The organism is Marinococcus sp. LNHM3E3-2.2, from assembly GCF_056034385.1.
In genome coordinates this window covers 120,261-145,301 of the sequence record NZ_JBQLIC010000008.1, presented here as the reverse complement: position 1 = coordinate 145,301, position 25,041 = coordinate 120,261, and the positions used below count along the sequence as shown (strand labels likewise).

Annotated in this window: 22 protein-coding genes, 1 tRNA gene and 1 other annotated feature; of the genes, 22 read left to right on the top strand and 1 reads right to left on the bottom strand. The window is 47.3% G+C overall.

Translation table 11 applies throughout. The features are described from left to right. Positions 1-38 precede the first annotated feature (38 nt). A complete protein-coding gene (locus ACTRXF_RS12050) occupies positions 39-425 on the bottom strand; it encodes a DUF2507 domain-containing protein (RefSeq protein ID WP_322526519.1) in 387 nt (128 codons plus the stop codon). 106 nt (positions 426-531) lie between these two features. Here ACTRXF_RS12050 and ACTRXF_RS12045 point away from each other — a divergent pair, with 106 nt between their 5' ends. From ACTRXF_RS12045 to clpX, 22 genes are all read left to right on the top strand, one after another. After that, complete coding sequence (locus ACTRXF_RS12045; RefSeq protein WP_474261927.1) at positions 532-1,881, top strand: TrkH family potassium uptake protein; 1,350 nt, start codon at positions 532-534, stop codon at positions 1,879-1,881. A 387-nt stretch (positions 1,882-2,268) separates the two neighbouring features. Continuing rightward, complete coding sequence (locus ACTRXF_RS12040) at positions 2,269-2,880, top strand: succinate dehydrogenase cytochrome b558 subunit (protein WP_474261928.1); 612 nt, start codon at positions 2,269-2,271, stop codon at positions 2,878-2,880. Between the two features lie 39 nt (positions 2,881-2,919). After that, positions 2,920-4,698: a succinate dehydrogenase flavoprotein subunit gene (sdhA, locus tag ACTRXF_RS12035; RefSeq protein WP_474261929.1), complete on the top strand. Its 1,779-nt coding sequence runs from the start codon at positions 2,920-2,922 to the stop codon at positions 4,696-4,698. Next, positions 4,698-5,495, top strand: coding sequence for a succinate dehydrogenase iron-sulfur subunit (gene sdhB / locus ACTRXF_RS12030; RefSeq protein ID WP_322526515.1), 798 nt, complete (start codon positions 4,698-4,700; stop codon positions 5,493-5,495). Before sdhA ends, sdhB begins: the two co-directional genes overlap by 1 nt. Positions 5,496-5,827: 332 nt before the next feature. Further along, the gene (locus ACTRXF_RS12025) at positions 5,828-6,091 is read left to right on the top strand and encodes a phosphocarrier protein HPr (protein WP_298783538.1); all 264 of its coding nucleotides are present in this window, start codon (positions 5,828-5,830) and stop codon (positions 6,089-6,091) included. After that, positions 6,091-7,812 (top strand): phosphoenolpyruvate--protein phosphotransferase, encoded by a 1,722-nt coding sequence (ptsP, locus tag ACTRXF_RS12020; protein ID WP_474261930.1) that lies wholly within the window; start codon positions 6,091-6,093, stop codon positions 7,810-7,812. The genes ACTRXF_RS12025 and ptsP overlap by 1 nt, the downstream gene beginning before the upstream one ends. A gap of 235 nt (positions 7,813-8,047) precedes the next feature. Continuing rightward, a complete protein-coding gene (racE, locus tag ACTRXF_RS12015; protein WP_474261931.1) occupies positions 8,048-8,917 on the top strand; it encodes a glutamate racemase in 870 nt (289 codons plus the stop codon). Further along, the gene (gene rph, locus ACTRXF_RS12010) at positions 8,886-9,662 is read left to right on the top strand and encodes a ribonuclease PH (RefSeq protein WP_474261932.1); all 777 of its coding nucleotides are present in this window, start codon (positions 8,886-8,888) and stop codon (positions 9,660-9,662) included. Before racE ends, rph begins: the two co-directional genes overlap by 32 nt. Continuing rightward, complete coding sequence (locus ACTRXF_RS12005) at positions 9,663-10,259, top strand: XTP/dITP diphosphatase (RefSeq protein WP_474261933.1); 597 nt, start codon at positions 9,663-9,665, stop codon at positions 10,257-10,259. Between the two features lie 41 nt (positions 10,260-10,300). Next, the gene (locus ACTRXF_RS12000; protein WP_474261934.1) at positions 10,301-10,831 is read left to right on the top strand and encodes a metallophosphoesterase family protein; all 531 of its coding nucleotides are present in this window, start codon (positions 10,301-10,303) and stop codon (positions 10,829-10,831) included. A 72-nt stretch (positions 10,832-10,903) separates the two neighbouring features. Then, positions 10,904-10,980, top strand: a tRNA-Arg gene (locus ACTRXF_RS11995). A 373-nt stretch (positions 10,981-11,353) separates the two neighbouring features. Beyond that, the gene (gene ilvE, locus ACTRXF_RS11990; protein ID WP_474262072.1) at positions 11,354-12,259 is read left to right on the top strand and encodes a branched-chain-amino-acid transaminase; all 906 of its coding nucleotides are present in this window, start codon (positions 11,354-11,356) and stop codon (positions 12,257-12,259) included. A 37-nt stretch (positions 12,260-12,296) separates the two neighbouring features. Beyond that, positions 12,297-12,549, top strand: a binding site (T-box leader). A gap of 129 nt (positions 12,550-12,678) precedes the next feature. Beyond that, positions 12,679-14,406 (top strand): acetolactate synthase large subunit, encoded by a 1,728-nt coding sequence (ilvB, locus tag ACTRXF_RS11985; protein ID WP_474261935.1) that lies wholly within the window; start codon positions 12,679-12,681, stop codon positions 14,404-14,406. Then, positions 14,403-14,921, top strand: a complete 519-nt coding sequence (ilvN, locus tag ACTRXF_RS11980; RefSeq protein ID WP_322526507.1) for an acetolactate synthase small subunit — start codon at positions 14,403-14,405, stop codon at positions 14,919-14,921. Before ilvB ends, ilvN begins: the two co-directional genes overlap by 4 nt. Before the next feature lie 30 nt (positions 14,922-14,951). Then, entirely contained in the window at positions 14,952-15,956 is a 1,005-nt protein-coding gene (gene ilvC, locus ACTRXF_RS11975) for a ketol-acid reductoisomerase (RefSeq protein WP_474261936.1), read from the top strand. A 4-nt stretch (positions 15,957-15,960) separates the two neighbouring features. Further along, entirely contained in the window at positions 15,961-17,514 is a 1,554-nt protein-coding gene (locus ACTRXF_RS11970; RefSeq protein ID WP_474261937.1) for a 2-isopropylmalate synthase, read from the top strand. 37 nt (positions 17,515-17,551) lie between these two features. Beyond that, a complete protein-coding gene (gene leuB, locus ACTRXF_RS11965; protein ID WP_474261938.1) occupies positions 17,552-18,640 on the top strand; it encodes a 3-isopropylmalate dehydrogenase in 1,089 nt (362 codons plus the stop codon). Positions 18,641-18,657: 17 nt separating this feature from the next. Beyond that, a complete protein-coding gene (leuC, locus tag ACTRXF_RS11960; protein WP_474261939.1) occupies positions 18,658-20,073 on the top strand; it encodes a 3-isopropylmalate dehydratase large subunit in 1,416 nt (471 codons plus the stop codon). Positions 20,074-20,085: 12 nt separating this feature from the next. After that, on the top strand, positions 20,086-20,676 hold the full coding sequence (leuD, locus tag ACTRXF_RS11955; protein ID WP_462865561.1) for a 3-isopropylmalate dehydratase small subunit: 591 nt from the start codon (positions 20,086-20,088) through the stop codon (positions 20,674-20,676). A gap of 149 nt (positions 20,677-20,825) precedes the next feature. Continuing rightward, positions 20,826-21,845 carry a tetratricopeptide repeat protein gene (locus tag ACTRXF_RS11950; RefSeq protein WP_474261940.1) on the top strand — a complete coding sequence of 340 codons (1,020 nt, stop codon included), beginning with the start codon at positions 20,826-20,828 and terminating at the stop codon, positions 21,843-21,845. Positions 21,846-21,989: 144 nt separating this feature from the next. Next, positions 21,990-23,327 carry a trigger factor gene (gene tig, locus ACTRXF_RS11945; RefSeq protein ID WP_474261941.1) on the top strand — a complete coding sequence of 446 codons (1,338 nt, stop codon included), beginning with the start codon at positions 21,990-21,992 and terminating at the stop codon, positions 23,325-23,327. A gap of 327 nt (positions 23,328-23,654) precedes the next feature. After that, positions 23,655-24,929 (top strand): ATP-dependent protease ATP-binding subunit ClpX, encoded by a 1,275-nt coding sequence (clpX, locus tag ACTRXF_RS11940; protein ID WP_022793156.1) that lies wholly within the window; start codon positions 23,655-23,657, stop codon positions 24,927-24,929. Positions 24,930-25,041 lie beyond the last annotated feature (112 nt).

Sequence of the window (25,041 nt, the reverse complement as noted above, 5' to 3'; positions counted from 1 at the left end):
CGCCTCAGCGAACGTTTTGCTATGCGGTCTGGTTTAGGTTACTCCCATTTTATATGCATAGTCGTGGATTTTTTCTTTTCTTCTATGTAAGTTTCCGCGTATGTATCCTTCATTTTTGACCACTGTTCTGCCAAAAATCCGCCTTCTAAAGCTTTCGTGAACGAATCTTCCTTTTCGTAAACAGACAGTTCAGCAATGACGTCTTTTTTTCTTTCTTTTTTCCATACAATCTCTCCCCAGCCGGCATCACGGAAAAAATCAGCGACCTCTCCGGGGGTACTGCATGGATAGCGGCGGGCGAGCTGTTTGCCGGCCCAGTATAATATCGCATGCTCGTCAGAGCCTAAAATATCAGGAAGAACATTTTTCCGCAGTAATTCGTATCCGAAGGCAGCCGGTTTATTTGTTTCTTCTTCCATTTCCATCACCACTTTCTTCACCTAATATTATACATGCTGGAGTTGGAAATCTCTATAGATTCCCAAAATCATACATGATATACTAATGCACGATTATGACGGAGGGACCGATATGAAAAATATTTTTGCAGAAAAAATGACACCATTTCGCATGATCATCGGTGCCTACGTTTTTTCAATGCTATTGTTCAGCTTACTGCTCTGGCTTCCGATCTCGCATCAGCCGGGGCATGAATTAACATATATAGAAGCTTTGTTTACCTCAGTATCCGCCGTGAGCGTAACAGGTCTGACAGTCATCCAGGTATCTGACACCCTGAGCGCTGTCGGGATTACGTTTTTGGCACTGGCGATGCAGGTAGGCGGCATTGGAATTATGTCTCTGGGCACGTTTGTGTGGATGGTTTTTGGAAGAAAAATTAATTTATCCCAGCGGTTACTGATTATGGTTGACCAAAATCAGTATAAGTTTTCAGGCATGGTCAAGCTGATGAGAAATATATTGCTTCTTGCTTTAGGAATTGAAGCAATGGGTATGCTGATACTCGGTACATACTTTCTTCGTTATTTTGACTCGACATGGGAAGCTTATTACCAGGGCGGATTTGCCGCACTGAGTGCTTTTACCAATGCCGGCTTTGATGTAACGGGACAGTCGCTGATCCCATTTGCTGAGGACTACTATGTCCTGTTTGTCGTCCTGACCCTGATTTTTGCCGGGGCAATTGGCTTTCCGGTTCTGATGGAGGTCAGAGAATATTTGACAAACAGGGAGCGGTTTAATTTCAGTCTGTTTACGAAAGTGACGACTACCACGTATTTTCTCGTGTTTGTGCTCGGGGCCGTCAGCATATGGGCACTTGAATTTGGCTTTTATTATGACGGTATGGCCTGGCATCAGCAGTTTTTCTTTTCGATGTTTAACTCAGCGACGACCAGGAGTGCCGGCTTATCGGTAATGGATGTTTCGGCGTTTTCTCTGCCTACTCTTTTGCTGATGTCCGGCCTGATGGTTATTGGGGCGAGTCCGTCGAGTGTCGGAGGAGGCATCCGGACGACGACGCTTGCTGTAATGTTTTTAACGATTCGGAGCTTTGCGCTTGGACGTTCGGATGTCAAAGTGTTTAACCGCCAGATTGACCCGGAGGATAAGCAGCGGACCTTTATTGTTATATCCTTTTTCATTGTAGGCTTATTGGCTGCGATTACTCTAATCAGTGCATTTGAACGTGGCAATGCGGAAGTGGAATTAATTGATATTATTTTTGAAACAAGCTCGGCCTTCGGAACCTGCGGGCTTTCGACTGGGCTGACGGATGATTTTTCCACACCAAGCCATGTCCTGCTCATGTGCCTGATGTTCATCGGACGGGTGGGAATACTGGTGTTTTTATTCTCAGTGAAAAAGAAAGAAACGAAATCACATTATAGATATCCAACAGAACGCATAATTATTGGTTAGCCGGAGAGGGGATTCTCCGGCTCTCTTAATTGCCGGGAAAGTGAATCGCATAAAGTATGAATAATATGCATTTAAGATGCTGTATACGTTTTCTTGACGGGTAATTTTAGGGGGAGTACAATTAACGTAACGTTTCGCACAATTCCTTGAATAATTCTTTTCCATTTTGTGACTAATTGGTTGTATAGTGCATGCATATGCATTTTGCAAAACGGAAAAGAGGCAGGAGACACGGCCGGTACACAAGTACATATAAAACAGGAAGCTTTAATTCTGTTTATTGTGCGGGCGGTGGAAAGTTCAGCAGGGGGGTAATGGAGCCGGAAAAGAAAGCAATGCAGAAAAACAGGATGGAGAGAATTTTTATGCTAATGGAGGAGGATGAATATGGCTTTAAATAAGGAATTTGCCGCCCGGAGGCTGCACTCGCTTCTTGGTATTATTCCAATTGGACTATTTTTGATGCAGCACTTCGTAGTAAACCATTTCGCGACCAGGAGTGCTGAAGCGTTCAACGGAGCGGCTCACTTTATGGAAAATTTACCGTTTCGTATCTTTTTAGAGATGTTTCTCATTTATATTCCCATACTATTTCACGGGATTTATGGACTTTATATCGTATTTCAGGGCAAGGCGAATGCGAAGCGTTTTGGCTACTTTCGTAACTGGATGTACATTTTCCAGCGTATTACCGGGGTATTCCTGTTAGTGTTTATTACCTGGCACGTCTGGGACACATGGGTGCAGGCACAGTTTTTCGGTGCGGATGTAAACTACCAGATGATGGCTGATATCGTAGCGAACCCATGGATGCTTGCATTTTACATTGTAGGTATACTGGCTGCTACATTCCACTTTTCAAACGGCTTATGGTCCTTTTTGGTTACATGGGGCATTACGGTTACACCAAAAGCCCAGCTGGCTGCAACATACTTCACCCTGGCCGTTTTCGTAGCAATGTCTGTGATTGGCCTTCGTGCTATTTTCGCATTCGTATAAGATCGGTTTTTAAATAAACTAAAGGAGTGAAACATCCGCATGAGTAATGGAAAAGTTATTGTCGTAGGCGGCGGACTGGCAGGACTGATGGCAACAATCAAGGCCGCTGAAGCAGGTTCTCAAGTGGACTTATTTTCAATTGTACCGGTAAAACGTTCTCACTCTGTCTGTGCTCAGGGCGGCATGAACGGTGCCGTCAATACAAAAGGGGAAGGGGACTCCCCGTGGGAGCACTTTGACGATACTGTATACGGGGGCGACTTTCTTGCAAACCAGCCTCCAGTGAAAGCTATGACCGAAGCAGCTCCGGGGATCATTCACCTGATGGACCGTATGGGCGTTATGTTCAACCGGACCCCTGAAGGACTGCTCGACTTCCGCCGTTTCGGCGGCACCCAGTTCCACCGTACAGCTTACGCCGGAGCAACGACCGGCCAGCAGCTGTTGTATGCGCTCGATGAGCAGGTTCGCCGTTATGAAGTGGAAGGCCTGGTCAACAAATATGAGGGATGGGAATTTCTTTCAGCTATTCTGGATGAGGAGCAGACCTGTAAAGGGATTGCTGCCCAGAACCTGCGTTCGATGGAAATTGAAACGTTCCGGGCTGACGCGATCATTATGGCTACTGGGGGACCCGGCATCATTTTCGGTAAATCCACGAACTCCATGATCAATACCGGCTTTGCCGCCTCATCGCTTTATCTTCAGGGCGTCAATTATGCCAACGGTGAATTTATCCAGATTCACCCGACTGCCATCCCTGGCGATGACAAACTCCGTCTGATGAGTGAATCTGCACGGGGGGAAGGCGGACGCATCTGGACATACAAAGACGGTAAGCCATGGTACTTCCTGGAGGAAAAATATCCGGCTTACGGTAACCTGGTTCCGCGCGACATTGCAACACGTGAAATCTTTGATGTCTGTGTTAACCAAAAACTTGGTATTAACGGAGAAAACATGGTTTATCTGGACCTTTCCCATAAAGATCCGCATGAGCTCGACGTGAAGCTTGGCGGGATCATGGAAATCTATGAAAAATTCATGGGCGATGATCCGCGGAAAGTGCCAATGAAAATCTTCCCTGCCGTACACTATTCGATGGGCGGCATGTGGGTTGACTATAACCAAATGACAAACATTCCGGGTATTTTCGCTGCTGGGGAATGTGACTATACCCAGCACGGCGGTAACCGCCTCGGAGCAAACTCCCTGCTTTCCTCTATATACGGCGGGATGGTTGCCGGGCCGAACGCGGTGGAGTATGCCAACAGCCTGGAAAAATCAGCGGAAGATCTTTCTTCTTCGCTTTTTGAAACAAAGAAACGGGAAGAGCAGCAGGAGTTCGACAAAATTATGAACATGGACGGCACTGAGAATGCCTACGCACTTCATAATGAACTCGGTGAATGGATGACAAACAACATGACTGTGGTCCGGGAAAATGATAAGCTGCTCGAAACAGACGATAAACTCCAGGAGCTTCTCGAACGCTGGGAAAACATTAACATGCATGACAGCTCCAAATGGAATAACCATGCCGCCATGTTCACCCGTCAGCTTAAAGGAATGATCCACCTGGCCCGCGTGATGACTCTGGGAGCTTATCACCGTAATGAAAGCCGCGGTGCTCACTATAAGCCTGAGTTTCCGGAGCGTAATGATGAAGACTTCCTGAAAACAACGAAGGCTCATTACAATCCGCAGACCAATCATCCGGAATTTGAGTACGAAGAGGTTGACACTTCGCTGATCAAGCCGAGAAAACGGGATTATTCCCAAGGAAAAGCATCTTCTGAGAAGGGAGCAAGTAACTAATGAGTGATGCACAAGCGCAAGAAACGCGTAACGCAGAAGAAACCGATACTAAAAAAGTAAAGTTTATTATTACCCGGCAGGATGACCCGGACAGTCCTTCCTATGATCAGGAATTTGAAGTTCCTTACAGAGAAAATATGAACGTTATTTCCGCACTGATGGAAATCCGCAGAAACCCTGTCGACAGCCAGGGTAACCAGGCCAATCCTGTTATCTGGGATATGAACTGTCTCGAGGAAGTATGCGGCGCATGCTCGATGATTGTAAATGGTACAGCCCGCCAGTCCTGTACGGCCTTAATTGATCAGCTTGAACAGCCGATCCGTCTGGAGCCGATGAAGACATTCCCGGTAATGAGAGACCTTCAGGTGGACAGAAGCCGGATGTTTGATTCCCTGAAAAAGGTTAAAGCATGGATTCCAATTGACGGTACGTATGATCTTGGTCCCGGACCGAGAATGGCCGAAAATAAACGCCAGTGGTCGTATGAGCTCTCCAAATGTATGACGTGCGGAGTATGCCTCGAGGCCTGCCCGAACGTAAACGATGACTCTTCATTTATCGGTCCTGCGGCTATTTCCCAGGTTCGCTTGTTTAACTCCCACCCGACCGGGGAAATGAACAAATCCGAGCGTCTGGAAGCCTTGATGGGTGAGGGCGGTATCAGCGGCTGCAGTAACGCACAGAACTGTGTGGAAGTTTGTCCGAAGGGCATTCCTTTAACGACTTCCATTGCAGCAATGAACCGCGAAACAAATATTCAGTCGTTTAAAAACTTTTTTGGCGGCGGGAACTAATTGATCAAAAGGCAGCCTCCGGGCTGTCTTTTGATTTATGGTTTATGAAAATGATCTTCCTGGCGAGTCGGAAAAACCTGGTGTCTTTTTGAAGAAGGCGGCCACTGCGTCTGTTCTTGTTTCCCTTAAATCAGAGTGGTACAATGTAGAAGTATTTACATACTGAAACCGCTGATAATAGTAGTGCACCGTACGCTCTGGATTTATGGAGCAGTTCGCAGTTGCGACTTTATTAAGGGTGAAGTACAATATAAAAAGCCTGCTTTCGAGAAAAACGTACATGGTGCGCATTTCTTAGTGAAAGCGATCTATATTGAAAAGGGGTATGAATCATGCAGGAAAAAACATTTACTATTACAAACGAAACAGGAATTCACGCGCGCCCAGCGACACAGCTCGTAAACAAAGCCGGTCAGTTTTCTTCAGATATTTCTTTAGAATATAACGGCAAATCGGTAAACCTTAAATCCATCATGGGTGTTATGTCTCTTGGCGTTGGAAAAGGCTCCGAGGTCACGGTTAAAATCGAAGGCAACGACGAAGAAGACGCTATGGAAGCAGTGGATCAAGTGATTAAAGAAGGGCTTGGAGAATAATGAGTGCCAGCCTGACCGGAATTGCTGCCTCGAAAGGAATAGCGATTGCAAAAGCTTTCCTTTTGGAACAACCGGAATTGGATGTAAGTAAACAACCGGTGGATAACGCCCAGGACGAAATTGCAAGATTTAAAGAAGCAGTCCAGGAGTCCAAGCAGGAACTTCAGGTTATTAAAGAAAAAACACTTCAGGACATGGGAGAAGATCAGGCTGAGATTTTCTCTGCACACCTGCTCGTGCTGGAAGACCCTGAGATTATGGACGGTGTCTCCAGTAAAATTACGGAGGAAAGTGCCAATGCAGAATACGCTCTCAGTGAAGTAGCGAACATGTATGTAGATATGTTTGAGAACATGGATAATGAATACATGAAAGAGCGTGCTGCAGATATCCGGGATGTGTCAAAGCGTGTACTTATGCATTTGTTTGGTCTCGAAAATACCAGCCTGGCAACAATTGATCAGGAAGTAGTCGTTATTGCTGATGATCTGACCCCGTCTGATACTGCTCAATTGAATGAATATGTGCAGGGTTTTGCTACAGACATCGGCGGGCGTACTTCTCACTCTGCGATTATGGCCAGATCGATGGAAATTCCGGCTGTAGTTGGAACGAAAGAAGCAACGGGCACGATTAATCAGGGCGATCTTTTGATTGTTGACGGCCTTGAAGGCCGGGTAATCATCAATCCGGGCGACGATGAAGTGCAGGAGTATAAAGAAAAGCTGGAGCAGTTTAACCGCCAGAAAGAAGAGTGGGCAAAACTGGTCAACGAACCGACAAAAACAGACGACGGCCATACGGTGGAATTAGCAGCCAATATCGGCACCCCGAATGACCTCGACGGTGTCCTGGCTAACGGTGCTGAAGGTATCGGTTTGTACCGGACAGAGTTCTTGTATATGGGCAGAAATGAACTTCCTTCCGAGGAAGAGCAGTTCGAAGCTTACAAAGAAGTGCTTGAGCGTATGGAAGGAAAGCCAGTCGTTATACGTACACTTGATATCGGTGGTGACAAAGAGCTCCCTTATCTGGACCTGCCAAAAGAAATGAATCCGTTTCTCGGCTTTCGTGCGATCCGTCTCTGTCTTGAAGAGAAGGATATGTTCCGGACGCAGCTGCGTGCTCTGCTGCGGGCCAGTTCTTATGGGAAATTAAAAATAATGTTCCCGATGGTGGCAACAGTAGAAGAAGTGCGTGAAGCAAAATCGATGCTTGCAGAAGCCAAAAAAGAGCTGCAGGATGAAAACATCGAGGTCTCCGGAGATATTGAAGTAGGTATTATGGTAGAAATTCCTTCCACAGCGGCAGCAGCAGAAATTTTTGCCAAAGAAGTAGATTTCTTCAGTATTGGGACAAACGACTTGATCCAATACACACTTGCTGCAGACCGTATGAGCGAAAAAGTAGCTCATTTGTATCAGCCTTATCACCCGGCAATCCTTCGCTTAGTTAAAAATGTGATCGATGCCGCTCATAAAGAAGGCAAATGGGCAGGTATGTGCGGCGAAATGGCCGGCGAGCCTGTAGCGGTTCCTCTTCTTTTAGGACTCGGATTGGATGAATTCAGTATGAGTGCGACTTCAGTACTTCCAGCAAGAACCCAGCTCCGTTCATTGAAAAAAACGGACGCAGAGGGTCTTGTAGAAGAAGCAATGAAATGTTCCACAGCAGATGAAATTGCTGAACTTGTTGAGAGCAGAGGATTTGTCATTCAATAAGCTGGAATGAGAAAAATACAAAAAGCCTGGAACCGTTGGTAGGTTCCGGGCTTTTTTGTGGGTGATGAAACGTGTATTTTCTTGTATACTGAAAAAGTTGATGTTTTTCAGCTGAAAAAGCTGTTGAACGGAAATTATAAAATTGTCAGCAGCTCAGGATTTACACAGGAAAGGTTAGAAAGCCTGTTTGGTGTCCAAGCCGGATAACAAGGTCTGAAAATGGAGAGAAGCGAATATGAAACAACCTATTGGCGTTATTGATTCAGGTCTTGGAGGCCTGACTGTTGCCCGCGAAATTTTAAGGCAGCTGCCGAAAGAAGAAATGATATACATAGGGGACACTGCCAGGTGTCCATACGGACCTCGTCCAATTGAAGAAGTACGGGAGTTCACCTGGCAGATGATTGCACGGCTGCAGTCTGAAAATATTAAAATGCTCGTGATTGCGTGCAACACGGCAACGGCCGTGGTGCTTGAGGAAGTAAAACAAATATTGGATATTCCGGTCATAGGTGTGATAACACCGGGGGCCATATCCGCGTTGAAGGTGACAAAAACAGATCAGGTAGCAGTGATTGGCACCAGCGGAACCATTCACAGCGGTGCTTACGAACGGGCGTTGAAATCTATTAATGAAGAGGTCGAAATCACCTCGCTTGCCTGCGTGCCCTTCGTACCGCTCGTAGAACAGGGGCAGTACGAGGGCAGAGCCGTTCTTGATATTGTGAAGCAGACACTGCTGCCTTTAAAACAAGCTTCATATGATACGCTGATTTTAGGCTGTACTCATTATCCGCTGCTCGAAGACGTAATTCAGGAAGCGGTTGGACCGGACATCCAGTTAATTTCATCCGGTGATGAAACAGCCAGGGAAGTAAGCACACTGCTTAATTATCATGAAACGTTAAATACGGGAGAAACCCCTCCGTTTCACAGGTTTTACACGACCGGGCCCGAAAAAGAATTTCGGAGTATAGCAAACCAATGGATGGACCAGGATATAGAGCAGGTCGTGTCCATTCAACTCGATAATGACGACCGTTTTGCCGGAAGTGAAAAGAAAGGAAGATTGTATGAATCGATTGGACGGAAGGGAATGGAATGAGCTTCGTTCTATTCAAATTGAAACAGATTATTTAAAGCATCCGGAGGGTTCAGTACTTATATCCTTTGGACAGACAAAGGTAATTTGTACAGCGAGTATTGAAGAACGGGTTCCGCCTTTTATGCGCGGAGAGAAGAGGGGTTGGATCGCAGCCGAATATTCGATGCTGCCAAGAGCAACAGAAACCCGTAATATCCGCGAAGCGGCCCGGGGCAAGCTTACCGGAAGAACGATGGAAATCCAGCGCTTAATCGGGCGGGCTCTCCGTGCGGTCGTGGACCTGAAGCTTCTCGGGGAACGCACCGTCTGGATTGACTGCGACGTGATTCAGGCAGACGGGGGAACGCGTACGGCTTCGGTGACAGGAGCTTTTATTGCTCTCGCTATGGCTGTGCAGTCCTACCATGAGCTGGGGAAATTTAAAGGCTTCCCTATTACAGATTATTTAGCAGCTGTTTCTGTAGGGCTTAACGCGGAACAGGAAACGATCCTCGACCTTGCCTATGCAGAAGATTCGCAGGCAAATGTAGATATGAACGTAGTAATGACGGGAAAAGGCGAGTACGTGGAAGTACAGGGCACGGGCGAAGAAGCCTCGTACACAAGAAGACAGCTTAACAGTATGCTCGACTCTGCAGAGGCGGGAATGTATGAAATCATCCAGCTTCAAAAGCAGGTTATCGGGCCTGCTGCAGCTTCTATCCAGGAGAGCTTTTCAGACGATGACAGCGGAAGGGAGTTATAAATGAACACGGTAGTAATAGCTACGAAAAATCCGGGAAAAGTCAAAGAGTTTGAACACATGTTTGGCAGCGGGTATAAAGTGGAATCGTTACTGGAGAAAAATATTGATGACATTCCAGAAACCGGAGCCACCTTTGAAGAAAATGCGATTATTAAGGCCGAGGCTGTAAGAGATCATCTCAACTGCACGGTAGTTGCAGATGATTCCGGGCTGGAGATTGACGCCTTAGACGGACGTCCGGGTGTTTACTCCGCTCGTTATGCAGGAGAAGAAAAAGATGATGAAGCGAATATAGAAAAAGTGCTGCATGAAATGAAGCAGGTGCCCCGTGGCGGGCGGAGTGCCCGTTTTGTATGTGTGTTGGCTGTGGCATTTCCAGACGGCAGCGTGCATACATTTACGGGAACATGTGAAGGGGAGATAGCAGAATCGAAAGCTGGAGATAACGGCTTTGGTTATGATCCTGTGTTTTACCTGCCGGACTACGGGAAAACGATGGCAGAGCTGACTGCAGAAGAAAAGCACCGTATCAGCCACAGGGGCAATGCACTTGAAAAGCTACGGGTCCAGGGAAAAAATCTTCTGCAGGACGACTGAAAATAATTTTTACGAATCATAGAGAGCTGGAGGCAGAACGAATGGACATTTTAGTGGTAAGCGACAATCATGGAAGTGAAGAAGTATTAAAGCAGGTACTTGACCGTCATCAGAATGAGGTAAGTGCTGTATTGCATTGCGGAGATTCGGAAGCATCACCTGAAAATAAACTGTTAAGCGATGTGCATATCGTCCAGGGCAATGTAGACAGTCCGGGAAACTTTCCTGATGAATTAACAGTGGACGTAGGCCATATTAAAACGTACCTTACCCACGGTCATTTGTACCAGGTGAAAACGTCTTATGCTTCGCTCTTTTCCAAGGCTGAGCAGATCAATGCTGATCTGGTTTGTTCCGGGCATACTCATATAGCTGGGGCGTTTGAGGAGGATGGAACGATTTTTGTGAATCCAGGAAGCCTGCTTCTCCCACAGGAGCGTCCTGAACAGACATATGCTATTGTAAATGTCTCTAACCAGGGCCAGTCGATCAACGTTCATTTCTATGAAAGAGAGTCAGGCAGCGAGCTTCTTGAACTTTCGCAAAGCTTTCCGTTTCCAGAGGGAGAATAAAATCCCTCCGGAAACCTTTATTGACTTTTAAGGAAAAATATTTTAACATAATGAATGTCGCAAAAAACAGATGTCCCAGTAGCTCAGCTGGATAGAGCAACAGCCTTCTAAGCTGTAGGCCGCAGGTTCGAGTCCTGCCTGGGACACCATTTCCTAATTTAATTAATGATATGTTCAGAGACAGAAGGGGATCTCCTTTTCTGTCTCTTTTTATTTATTTCCGGCAGCGGGAAAAGAAGCCGAAGAAAACGCTTCAGGGTACTTTTTCTCGGGCTTTAGAAAAGAAAAGTGTCAGATTATATTTCGAGATCATGGACAATAGAGCATATATCTGATGCAGAAGTACAAATTATCTAAAAAGTTTATACAAAATGGTTGACCATAAACTGTATTCGGCGTAATATATACGTCAAACGTTAAAAATGTATTCAGAGAAAGAACATTTGCCTTTTGAGGGTGTACACGTTACCCTATGCATTAAGAAGGCAGAAGATAGATTGAAGGGGCGCAGAGGTGATATCAGTGGCGGAACAATGGATATTTTTGGATGGAGAGTTCGTCAAAAAGGAAGATGCCAAAATCTCCGTATATGATCATGGTTTTTTATACGGCGACGGTGTTTTTGAAGGCATTCGCGTATATAACGGAAATATTTACAAACTGGATGAACACCTCTTGCGTTTATACCACTCTGCGAAATCGATTATGCTTGATATCCCTCAATCAAAAGAAGATATGACGGAAATTATCAGGCAGACGCTGCAGAAAAATAAACTTGAAGATGCTTATATCAGGCTTGTTGTTTCAAGAGGTGTAGGAAATCTTGGCCTGGATCCGGCATCGTGTGCGAACCCTTCTATTATAGTTATAGCAGAGGAGCTTGCAATCTATCCAAAAGAATTTTACGAGCACGGTCTTGAGATTGTGACAGTCGCTACCCGGCGGAACCGGCCGGATGTGCTGAGTCCGAAAGTGAAATCATTAAATTATTTAAATAATATATTGGTGAAGATGGAAGCAAGCCTTGCAGGGGTCAGTGAAGCTTTAATGCTTAACGACCAGGGTTATGTGGCGGAAGGCTCCGCAGACAATATCTTTATTATTAGAAACGGCGTGCTGATGACACCCCCAGGGTACATCGGGGCTTTAGAGGGCATCACCCGACAGGCGATCCTGGAAATGGCCGAGGATATGGGATATGATGTGCGCGAAGAAGCGTTTACAAGGCACGATGTCTACACCGCAGAAGAGGTTTTTCTGACCGGGACAGCTGCAGAAGTCATTGCCGTTGTAAAGGTAGATGGAAGAGTAATCGGCGATGGTCAGCCGGGAGAAGAGACGAACCGGCTATTGCGCGCGTTCAGACAAAAGGTAGTAGAAGACGGAGTAAAAGTTTATTCAGACAATTCCCGCATAGAGATTGGCTAATTGCCTGATTAGATGTACAATATAATTAAATAGTATTGATAAATCGACGACAGGGACCAGTAAATAATAGATTTTCCTTCACAGAGAGCTGCCGTGGCTGAAAGAGCAGCAGGAAATCGTATTGAACTCCCCCTTGAGAGCTTTCCTGAACCTGAGTAAGGAAGGCCGGATGCCGACACGGCCTCCGTTATGGCAAACCGAACCGGAAAAACGGTTCTTAAGGCAATAAGTGCGAGCTTATTGTAAAAAAGGGTGGTACCGTGAAAAGCAGACGTCTTTTCGCCCCTTTAGAGCAGCAGCAGCTGTCTATTGGAGGTGAAAGGGCGTTTTTTATTATCCGGAGAGGTCCTTTTTAAGGGTGGCGGCATTGAAGCAGGCATGGAGAAAAAAGTGATTTGAGTATAAAAGGAGGAGCGAGTATGAACACAAGAGTGAGAGAAGTAAAAGGGCGCGAATTGAAGGATGAAAACCAGGAAATGAGTGGCTCAAGCATGCTGATCCAGGCGTTGGCCCGGGAAAATGTAGATACCATTTTTGGCTATCCCGGCGGAGCCATTCTTCCGACGTACGATGAAATCTACCGTACCGGTATCCGGCATATCCTCTCCCGTCATGAGCAGGGCGCCATTCATGCAGCAGAAGGGTACGCAAGAGTTTCAGGGAAGCCCGGTGTTTGTGTAGTAACATCAGGACCCGGAGCTACAAATGTGGTAACCGGCATTGCCGACGCCATGATTGATTCTCTCCCTCTTGTGGTTGTGACCGGCCAGGTGGCAACATCAGTGATTGGTACGGACGCCTTCCAGGAAGCGGACATCCTGGGCATTACGATGCCGATCACAAAGCATAATTTCCAGGCTCGAACGGTGGAAGACCTTCCGAGAATTATCCGGGAAGCATTCCATATTGCTACTACCGGCCGTCCGGGACCAGTCGTAATCGATCTGCCTAAAGACGTATCCATTGCCTCCGGGATGTTTCATTACGACGACGAGCCGAATCTCCCCGGGTACCAGCCAACGTATACGCCGAACAAGCTTCAAATCCGTAAGCTTGCTGAGGCGGTATCGAAAGCCAAACGCCCGGTTATACTTTCAGGAGCAGGCATTCTGCATGCCGGAGCTTCCCCGGAACTGCTTGAATTTGTTGAACAGCAGCAGATCCCAGTCGCTTCTACGCTTCTTGGACTTGGCGGTTTTCCAGGCACTCATGAGCTGGCACTCGGCATGGCGGGGATGCACGGAACGTACGCAGCCAATATGGCTCTCCATGAAGCCGACCTGCTTATCAATGTAGGTGCCCGCTTCGATGACCGTGTCACCGGCAATCTCGAGCACTTTGCCCCGCAGGCAACAGTCGCCCATATTGACGTTGATCCGGCAGAAATCGGTAAAATCATCGAGACGCATATTCCGGTAGTAGGAGACGCCAAAGAAGCATTACGCCTGTTAAATGAAGTGAATCCGAAGCCGGGCGAAAGCGTGCGCTGGAGAATGAAAGTGGACGAATGGCAGCAGGAGTTCCCGCTCTGGTACAAAGAAGGCTCTGAATATATTAAACCGCAAAAGCTTACAGAGCTTGTTTACGAAAAAACGAACGGTGAAGCAATCATCACCACGGACGTCGGCCAGCATCAGATGTGGGCAGCCCAGTATTACAAATTCGATCATCCGAACGCCTGGGTAACAAGCGGCGGTCTTGGAACGATGGGCTTCGGTTTTCCAGCCGCTATCGGTGCCCAGTTTGCTGAGCCGGACCGTCAGGTGGTAGCTATTCTGGGAGACGCCGGCTTCCAAATGACGATGCAGGAGCTTTCCATCCTGCAGGAGCTGAACCTTCCGGTGAAAGTACTTCTGGTCAACAACGCTTCCCTTGGTATGGTCCGCCAGTGGCAGCAGCTCTTCTATGAAGAGCGGTATTCCAACTCCCTGTTTCCGATCCAGCCGGATTTCGTGAAGATGGCGGAAGCGTATGATATTAAAGGGTATAAAATTACCGACGAAAATGAAGTAGCGGGGGTGCTTGAAGAAGCATTCAATTACAACGGCCCGGTGCTTATCGACTGCAGAGTGCACGAAGAAGAAAACGTGTATCCGATGATCGCTCCCGGGCAGGGGCACCATCAAATGGAAGGAGTGAAACCATGAGGCGGACCATTACAGCGACAGTAAACAATACAACAGGAGTGATGAACCGCATTACGGGTCTGTTTGCCCGCCGTCATTTTAATATTGAAAGCATTACGGTTGGAATGACGGAAAACCCGGAAGTGTCCAGGATGACATTTGTAGTAAATGTGAGCGACCAGCGGGGGCTAGACCAGGTCATCAAGCAGCTGAATAAGCAGGTGGATGTATTAAAAGTCCGTGATATTACCGATGAAGCGATTGTAGCCAGAGAACTTGCGATGATTAAAGTCATGACAGTTTCCGGCCAGCGTGGAGAAATATCGGATTTAATTGCCCCGTTCCGGGCCACAGTTATCGATGTGGGAAGAGAAAGCGTCACGATTCAAGTGACCGGAGATACCCCGAAAGTGGAAGCGCTCATCGACCTGTTAAGGCCTTACGGCATTAAAGAAATGGCCCGGACGGGTGTGACAGCCTTTCAACGGGCTACTAAAAAAAGCAGTGATCAAACCAGGTATTCCATTATTAATTAATGAGTATTCATAAAAGGAGAGGTTCCAGCAATGGCAAAGGTATTTTATAACAACGATGTAAATGAGGCAGCACTCCAGGAGAAAACAGTAGCAATCGTAGGGTATGGCTCACAGGGGCACGCTCACGCACAAAACCTCCGGGAAAGCGGCGTTCACGTTATCATTGGGCTCCGTCAAGGAAAGTCGTGGGACAAGGCGTCGGAAGATGGGTTTGAAGTATATTCGGTAAAAGAAGCGTCAGCGAAAGCAGACGTTATCATGATCCTGCTTCCGGATGAGTATCAGCCGACGATTTACACAGAAGAAATCAAGCCGGAGCTTAAAGCTGGAAAAGCGATCGCGTTTGCGCATGGTTTCAATATTCATTTCAGCCAGATCCAGCCGCCGGAAGATGTGGACGTGTTCATGGTAGCGCCGAAAGGGCCGGGACATATCGTGCGCCGGACATTTGAACAGGGAGCCGGAGTGCCTGCTCTGTATGCTGTGTACCAGGACGCAAGTGGAAACGCCACAGACTCTGCGCTTGCTTATGCAAAACAAATCGGTGCGGGACGTGCCGGAATTTTGGAAACATCGTTCCAGGAAGAAACAGAAACTGACCTTTTCGGAGAGCAGGCTGTTCTTTGCGGCGGAACGTCCGCGCTTGTTAAAGCCGGATTCGAAACGCTTGTTGAAGCCGGGTATCAACCGGAAATTGCCTACTTTGAGTGTCTGCACGAGCTGAAACTGATCGTTGATTTAATGTATGAAGGCGGCCTTGAAGGCATGCGCTATTCCATTTCAGACACCGCTCAGTGGGGAGATTTTCAGGCTGGTCCACGCATCGTAACAGAAGATACTAAACAGGCGATGAAAGGCATCCTGACTGATATTCAAACTGGCCGTTTTGCCAAAGGATGGATCGCGGAAAATCAGGCGAACCGCCCAGAGTTCAACGCTACCAACGCCCGTGAAAGAAATCACCTCGTTGAGCAGGTAGGCCGCGAACTCCGCGAAATGATGCCGTTTGTTAACCCAAATTCCAAGGGAGTGTAATGCTGTGAAAAACATTAACGTTTTCGATACGACGCTTCGAGATGGAGAGCAGACGCCGGGCGTCAACCTGAACTTTGAAGAAAAGCTTCAAATTGCGAAACAGCTCGAACGTCTGGGTGTTGATATTATTGAAGCGGGATTTCCAGCCGCTTCTAAAGGCGATCTTCGTTCTGTGAAGGAAATTGCGGATACTGTCAAAAACAGTTCAGTAACCGGGTTGTCCCGGGCGCTGACTTCTGATATCGATGCCTGCTGGGAAGCGTTAAAAGGAGGGGCAGAGCCAAGAATCCACGTATTTTTGGCCACCTCCCCCATCCACCGTGAGCATAAGCTTCATATGACCCAGGCAGAGGTGATTGAGACAGCGGTGAACGCAGTGCGCTATGCAAAAGAGCGTTTTGCCAAAGTCCAGTTTTCTGCAGAGGATGCCTGCCGGACTGAGCTTCCGTTCCTGGCAGAAGTTGTCGAAGCAGTCATTGATGCCGGAGCAGACGTAGTAAATCTGCCGGACACGGTCGGATTTATTATGCCGGAGGAGATTCGCAGCATGTTCCGCTATATTAAAAGCGAAGTGCCGAACGCAGATAAAGCTGTACTGTCTGCGCACTGTCATGACGATCTCGGCATGGCTACTGCTAATTCGCTGGCTGCTGTAGAAGGCGGCGCCGAACAGGTGGAATGCACGATTAATGCGGTTGGGGAACGTGCCGGCAATGCTTCTTTGGAAGAAATTGCTGTAGCTCTTCATATCCGTAGTGATTTTTACGGTAAGTCCACTAATATTACGCTGAACGAAATTAAACGGACAAGCAGCCTTGTCAGTTCACTGATGGGGATGCAGGTTCCAAACAATAAAGCCGTTGTCGGCGACAACGCATTTGCGCATGAATCAGGAATTCATCAGGACGGAGTGCTGAAAGAAACATCCACGTATGAAATTATTACGCCGGAGCTCGTCGGTGTAGAAGCGAACCGGATGGTGCTCGGCAAGCTTTCCGGACGTCACGCCTTTAAAGAAAAGATTATTTCTCTTGGCTACAATGCCACCGAAGAAGAAATCAATAAAGTATTTAAATCATTCAAAGAGCTCGCAGATAAGAAAAAAGAAATTACAAATGAAGATATTTTTGCTTTAATGGCCGATGAAAAAGCCGGCGATGCAATGAAATATTATTCTCTTGAGACACTGCAGGTGACGTACGGCACCTCAAATATACCGACAGCCACAGTTACGGTGCTGGATCAGGCAGGAGAGCGTATCGAACACGCAGGTACTGGCTCGGGCAGCGTGGAGGCCCTTTACAACACGCTTGAAAAAATTGTAGGGGAAGGCTTTACGCTCCAGGATTACCGTATCCAGTCCACGACCGGCGGCCGGGACGCTTTGGCAGAAGTATTTGTACGGCTGGCATTTGAAGAAAATGAATCCAGTGGACGCGGCACAGATAATGACGTACTTGAAGCTTCCGCAAAAGCGTATATTAACGCTGTGAACCGGGTGTTAAACCAGCGTCGTGCAGAAAATCAGCCTAAAGTAGCAAATATATCCACGCCATAAAATAATTACTGAAGCAGCGGACAAGGGAGAGATCGAAATGGAAAAAAAGATTGCGATCCTGCCCGGTGACGGTATCGGACGGGAAGTAGTAGAGGCAGCAGCACAGGTGCTGAAGCAGATTGAAACATCGTTTAACCATTCATTCACATTTGAATATGCAGATATTGGCGGAGGAGCAGTGGATGATTACGATGATCCACTCCCTGCCCACACGCTCGATATTTGTAAAGGAAGCGATGCCATTCTGCTCGGTGCAGTTGGTGGCCCGGCGTGGGACCACCTTCCGGGAGAAAAACGTCCGGAAAAAGGACTGCTCCGTATCCGGAAAGAGTTAGGACTGTTTGCCAATCTGCGCCCGGTCCGCAGTTTCAAAAGTTTGCTGCACAGTTCACCCCTGCGTGAAGAAGTGATCGACGGAGTCGATGTAATGATTGTCCGGGAATTGACCGGAGGACTTTATTTCGGGGAGCCGAGAGAACGCCGGACTATCAACGGCGAAGAAGCAGCGGTGGACACATTGGTTTATAAAAAATCAGAAATCCGGAGAATTGTTCAGCAGGCCTTTGAAATTGCCCGTTTACGCACGCAAAAAGTAATATCAGTCGACAAAGCAAACGTTCTTGAATCAAGCCGCCTTTGGCGGGAAACGGCTGAAGAAACAGCTAAAGACTATCCGGATGTGGAGCTTGAGCATATGCTAGTGGATAACGCGGCCATGCAGATTATGTATAATCCGAAAAAGCTGGACGTCATCGTCACGGAAAACATGTTCGGGGATATTTTAAGCGACGAAGCGTCGATGCTGACAGGTTCACTCGGCATGCTTCCGTCTGCGAGCATGGGCAGTGAAAAGCCCGCTTTATATGAGCCGGTCCATGGCTCGGCTCCTGACATCGCCGGACAGGGAACAGCGAATCCTCTGGCTACGATTGCTTCGAGTGCAATGATGCTGAAGTATTCCTTTGGACTTCAGCGGGAATCGGATGTAGTGGAGGAAGCTATTGAACAGGTCCTCTTAGAAGGTCTGCTTCCGGCAGACTTAAGCAGAGGTAAAACATCTGCTGCTTCAACGGAAGAAGTCACAAAAGCCGTGTGCAGTCATATTGCACGGCTGGCAGGAAAATAATAAAAGGAGGAAGTTCCATGAAGCCGAGAACAATCATCGATAAAATTTGGAACGAACATGCTGTTCGTGCCGAAGCGGGCAAACCGAATTTAATGTATGTTGATCTTCATATGGTCCACGAAGTCACGTCCCCGCAGGCATTTGAAGGCCTTCGGCTGAGCGGGCGTCCGGTGAGGCGTCCGGACCTGACATTTGCGACTATGGACCATAACGTACCGACGCTGAACCGGGAGTCTATTACGGATGCCATTTCAAAAAAACAGATCGATACGCTGTTTGACAACTGTAAGGAATTTGGGGTGGAGCTTGCTGACATTCACAGCCCGAACAATGGCATTGTCCACATTATCGGCCCAGAGCTCGGACTGACCCAGCCAGGGAAAACGATCGTGTGCGGCGACAGCCATACGTCGACCCACGGAGCTTTTGGAGCCCTTGCCTTTGGTATCGGCACAAGTGAAGTGGAGCATGTGCTTGCCACTCAGACACTTTGGCAGTCTCCTCCTAAAACGATGGAGGTCCACGTGGACGGGAGACTGGGCACTGGGGTCACAGCGAAGGACATTATTTTGTCGATCATCGCTAAATTCGGTGTTGATTTTGGCAGCGGTTATGTTTTGGAATATACCGGTGAGGCAATTCGCGGTCTGACGATGGAAGAGCGGATGACGATCTGTAACATGTCCATCGAAGCCGGGGCTCGTGCTGGCCTGATCAGCCCGGATCAGGTGACGTTCGATTACTTGAAAGGCCGCCGGTTCGTGCCGGAAGGTGCAGAATTTGAGGAGAAAGTGGAGCAGTGGCGTCAGCTTGCTACAGATGAAGGAGCTGAATACGACGAGCGCGTAGTGATCCCTGCAGATGAAATTGAACCGATGGTGACCTGGGGAACCAACCCGTCCCAGGGTGTAGGTATTCACGGTACGGTTCCTTACCCGGAAGATGGAAAAAGTGCCACGGAGAAAAAAGTGATCAAAACATCGCTTGACTACATGGCTTTGGAGCCGGGGACGAAAATTACAGATATTCATGTGCAGCATGTGTTTCTTGGTTCCTGTACCAACGCACGTATCGGAGATCTTCGTGAGGCTGCTAAAATTATCCGCGGTAACAAAGTAGCCGACGGTATCCGCGCGATGGTGGTGCCCGGATCCCAGCAGGTGAAAATGCAGGCAGAGGAAGAAGGACTCGATCAGGTATTTAAGGAAGCTGGATTTGAGTGGAGAGACTCCGGGTGCAGCATGTGCCTTGGTATGAACCCTGATTTTGTGCCGGAGGGAGAGCGCTGTGCCTCCACGTCCAACAGAAATTTTGAAGGCAGACAGGGAAAAGGTGCAAGAACCCATCTGGTCAGTCCGGCTATGGCAGCAGGGGCTGCTATTTATGGACACTTTGTGGATGTACGAAAATTAGATCAAACGATTTCTTCATAAGGAGGTGGCAGCATGGAAGCACTCACAGTGCACGAAGGAAACACGGCAGTACTTGAACGGGCAAACGTGGACACGGACCAGATTATTCCGAAGCAGTTTCTGAAACGCGTAGAACGTACCGGGTTCGGCCAGTTTTTATTTTTCGACTGGCGCTTCAAGTCAGATGGAGAAGAAGATCCTTCGTTTGAGCTGAACTACCCGTCAGCAGCCAATGCCTCAATTTTGATTGCCGATCATAATTTTGGCTCGGGCTCTTCGAGGGAACACGCCCCGTGGGCCCTGCAGGACTATGGGTTTCGCGTTATTATTGCTCCCAGTTATTCAGATATTTTTTACAATAACTGCGTCAAAAACGGGATACTGCCGGTGAGGCTGCCCGAAGATCAGGTTTATGAACTGATGCAGAATGGGAATGATAAAGAATACCACTTGACAGTAGATTTACAGGATCAGCAAATCTTTGATAAGGATGCCGATTTTCAGGCAACATTTGAGATAGATCCCTATTGGAAGGAAATGCTGTTAAACGGATGGGATGAAATTAGTATTACGCTTCAATATGAAGAAGATATTGAAGCTTATGAAAAACGGGTCAAAGTTTAACGGGGGAAGGCGGCCCACAGCGGCCGTCTTCATTTTTACATTAAGCTCTAATGAACGCAGTTATTCATACATACATATACTATTTGGTCTGCCCATACAAAAGGTTTAAGATCTACTGGATAGCGGATTTGCAAAGAAGGAGGCTTCAGATGGATAAAAGGCTGAATCAGAAGGTTGTTTCTTTCCCCGGAACAGCCGGGCAATTGGTTAAGCAGGGACTCGAACAGCTGAAGTCCGGGGAAAAGGAGCAGGCTGTACATGTTTTTCGCCAGGCACTGCTTCATGAGAGTGATAACCCGGACGCCTCCTACGGTCTTCTTTTAGCTTATGCGGAAGCAGGACAGCTGCAGGAAGCAGCGGGGTGGGCAGAAGAACTGCTTAAAGACAACACCAGTGACTTCATCGAAATTCTGCACGTATACGTACCGGTGTTAGCCCAGCTTGGCAGGTACGACCAGGTAATTGAAACGCTGGATGAAGTGCAGAATACAAAAGAAGTGCCTGCCCATCTGAGAGAACAGTTCCAGGAATTATATGTCCTGGCCGACGGCATGACTCAGATGGAAGCAGAAACGGAAGAATATGATACAACGCCTGAGGGACACTCCTCGCTTCCGGTGGAATGGGAAATGGTGCTTCAAATGGGGACGGAGGACCAGAAGCTTCATGTGTTAAATGTACTTCGAAAAGAAGGGCCGGAAAAATGGATGCCTGCAATAAGAGAACTGCTGGGCCGTCCGGAGACATCGCCATTAATGAAAAGCTTCCTTCTTCTGCTTCTGAAGGACTGGCGGGTCGAAGACGCCGTCTGGGTACAGAAGCTGGGCAGGAAAGGGGAGTTCGCTCCGTCAACGCTTCCGGCTTTAGAAGAAAGCAGCTCATATAAAGAGTCCTCGTTTCTGCTCGACCGTTCACTCGGGGACAAGGATCCAGTACTTCTGCAGCACGCGAAAGAGCTGCTGCAGCAGCTGCTATTGTATTATTATCCCTTTCCTCCTTCGGTTCAGATTGAAGTGCTTGCAGCAGTGCTGCATTATGAGACGTTCCGGCAGTTTGAGCCGCTCCCGGACGAACAGACTATCAGGAGTTTTTACGGAGTAGCTGAACCAAGCTTTAAATCGATGCAGCAGGAATACGAAAGAATCCAGGGGTTCATTCAGGAAATCTGAAAAGCCCCTATTTGAAAGTGATGTTTAATCCCTTGTGGGAGTAAGTTTAGCGGAAAATGAATCATTCATTGAAATGGTTTAGTGTTATGTTATAATAGGGTAGTTGTTTACACGGTAGAACCTAGTTATTTGGAGGGAATTTGAATGAATGCCAGTTGGGAAAAGAAAGAAGGAAACCAGGGAGTCTTAACCGTAGACGTAGAATCGGAACGGTTTGACAAAGCTCTGGATCAAGCATTTGATAAAGTGAAAAACGATGTATCTATTCCAGGATTTCGTAAAGGGAAAGTACCACGGAAGCTTTTCGAAAGCCGTTTTGGAGTAGAGTCTCTATACCAGGATGCCCTCGACATCCTGCTTCCGGATGTTTATGCCGAAGCAGTTGATGAAGCGGGTATTGAGCCAGTGGACCGCCCGGAAATCGATGTGGAAGAAGTGGAAAAAGGCAAAGACCTGAAATTCACTGCTACAGTAACTGTAAAGCCGGAAGTAGAACTCGGCGAAATTAAAGGGCTGGAAGTAGAAGAGTTCGATACTTCTGTATCAGAAGAAGAAGTAAACCAGGAGCTTGAAAATCTTCAAAGCAAATACGCAGATCTTGCCGTAGTGGAAGAGGGCGAAGTGCAGGACGGAGATACCGCTGTACTCGACTTCGAAGGTTTTGTCGACGGTGAAGCCTTTGAAGGCGGCAGTGCGGAAAACCATTCGCTCGAAATCGGCTCTAATTCCTTCATTCCAGGATTTGAAGAGCAGGTTGTAGGCATGCAGCCGGGAACAGAAAAAGATATTACAGTTACTTTCCCGGAAGAGTACCATGCTGAAAATCTTGCCGGACAGGAAGCTGTCTTTCATGTTAAACTTCACGAAATCAAGCGTAAAGAGCTTCCAGAGCTCGACGATGAATTTGCGAAAGACGTAGAAGAGCATGAAGCAGAAACGCTCGACGAGCTTAAACAGGCAGTACGCCATCAGCTCGAACACGACCGTGAGCATGAAAAAGAACATCACGAGCGCGATGCTGTAGTTGAAGCAGCAGCAGAGAAAGCTTCTGCAGAAATTCCACAGGCAATGATCAATACAGAATCTGACCGCATGCTTCAGGAATTCAGCCAGCGCCTTCAGTCCCAGGGAATGACTCTGGAAATGTACCAGCAGGTTACCGGTACGGACGAAGAAGGCATGAAAGAGCAGTTCCAGCCGGAAGCTGAAAAGCGCGTACGGATGAATCTGACTCTTGAAGCTGTAGCTGAGCAGGAAAACCTCGAAGCAAGTGAAGAAGATGTGGAAAACGAACTTCAAAAAATGGCTGATATGTATCAGCGCGATAAAGAAGAAATTCGCAGCCTTATCGAAATGCAGGGCGGCGTGGATATGCTGAAGCAGGATCTTCGTCTGCAGCGTGCTATCGATTATCTGGTTGAGCACAGCAAAACTGTACCGAAGAAAGAAGAACCGGAAGCTGAAGGAGCAGAAAACGAATAAAGCAGAAATGCTGCAAAAATCCTGAGGGTGAAGTATGCCTTCAGGATTTTTCCGCCTGAAACGGTCAAAAATCAGCATGTTCCGGCCGCTCTGACTAAAGGGTATTGTTTCGATTTCCATAGGAAAGTATGATACAATTCAACTCAAGCGCAATAATTGTGTTATTTAAAAACTTCCTATATAGTAAACGAAGAATTAATAATTGTGTTTAGACAGAGCAGAGAATATGCCGCGTTGAGAAAAGTCATCGAAGGGCTTAATCATACGGATTGATTGTATACATGACACTGCTTTAATTGTTTCATATTTAGGTGAGGGGTGAACCAGTTGATTAAATTCAATGAAGAAAAAGGACAATTGAAATGTTCCTTCTGTGGAAAAACTCAGGATCAGGTTCGTAAACTGGTCGCCGGGCCCGGTGTATACATTTGTGACGAATGTATCGAACTGTGCACGGAGATCGTGGAAGAAGAATTAGGTTCAGAAGAAGAAGTGGAATTCGAAGAAATTCCGAAGCCGTACGAAATCAATGAAACACTCGATGATTATGTCATCGGCCAGGAAAGAGCAAAAAAATCGCTCTCTGTAGCTGTCTATAACCACTACAAACGTGTGAATTCCACAAAGAAAACCGACGACGTGGAACTGGCTAAAAGTAATATAGCACTCTTAGGCCCGACCGGGAGCGGAAAAACGCTATTAGCGCAGACGCTGGCCCGTATTTTGAACGTTCCGTTTGCGATCGCAGACGCAACTTCCTTAACAGAAGCAGGGTATGTGGGTGAAGATGTGGAAAACATTCTGCTGAAGCTGATCCAGGCAGCTGATTATGATACAGAAAAAGCAGAAAAAGGGATTATTTACATCGATGAAATCGATAAAGTAGCCCGTAAGTCGGAAAACCCTTCCATCACCCGTGACGTATCCGGAGAAGGGGTTCAGCAGGCGCTTCTGAAAATTCTGGAAGGCACCACAGCCAGTGTTCCTCCGCAGGGAGGCAGAAAGCATCCTCATCAGGAATTTATCCAGATCGATACGAGCAATGTGCTCTTCATCTGCGGTGGTGCGTTTGATGGCATCGAACAGATTGTAAAAGAACGCCTTGGCCGTAAAATTATCGGTTTTGGAGCAGAGTCTGAAAATGCTGAAATGGGCCACGATGAATATATGAGCCGGATTCTTCCGGAAGACCTGCTGCGCTATGGTCTTATTCCTGAATTTATCGGCCGGATCCCTGTTATTTCCAGCCTGTCGCAATTAGACGAGGAAGCATTGATTGAGATCCTGACCCAGCCGAAAAACGCGCTCGTCAAGCAGTATCAGAAACTGCTCGAAATGGATGAAGTTGAGCTTGAATTCACCGAAGACGCGCTGCGTGCGATTTCGCGGAAAGCAATTGAACGGAAGACCGGAGCACGTGGTCTGCGTTCCATCATCGAAGGAATTATGCTTGATGTAATGTATGATCTGCCTTCTAAAGAAGAAATTGTTTCCTGCACTATTACAGCAGAAAGCGTAGATAGTGATGGGTCGCCTCTTCTGAAAACAAAAGATGGCAAAGAAGTAACGTTAAAACAGTACAAACCAAAAGAAAGTGCATAAACGGTTTTTCGCCTGAATGAAAAGGGACCTTATACAGAAACCCCCGCATCCGTATGGTGCGGGGGTTCTGATTATTTATACATAGCATTTATAGACGACTTCCTGTCAATGA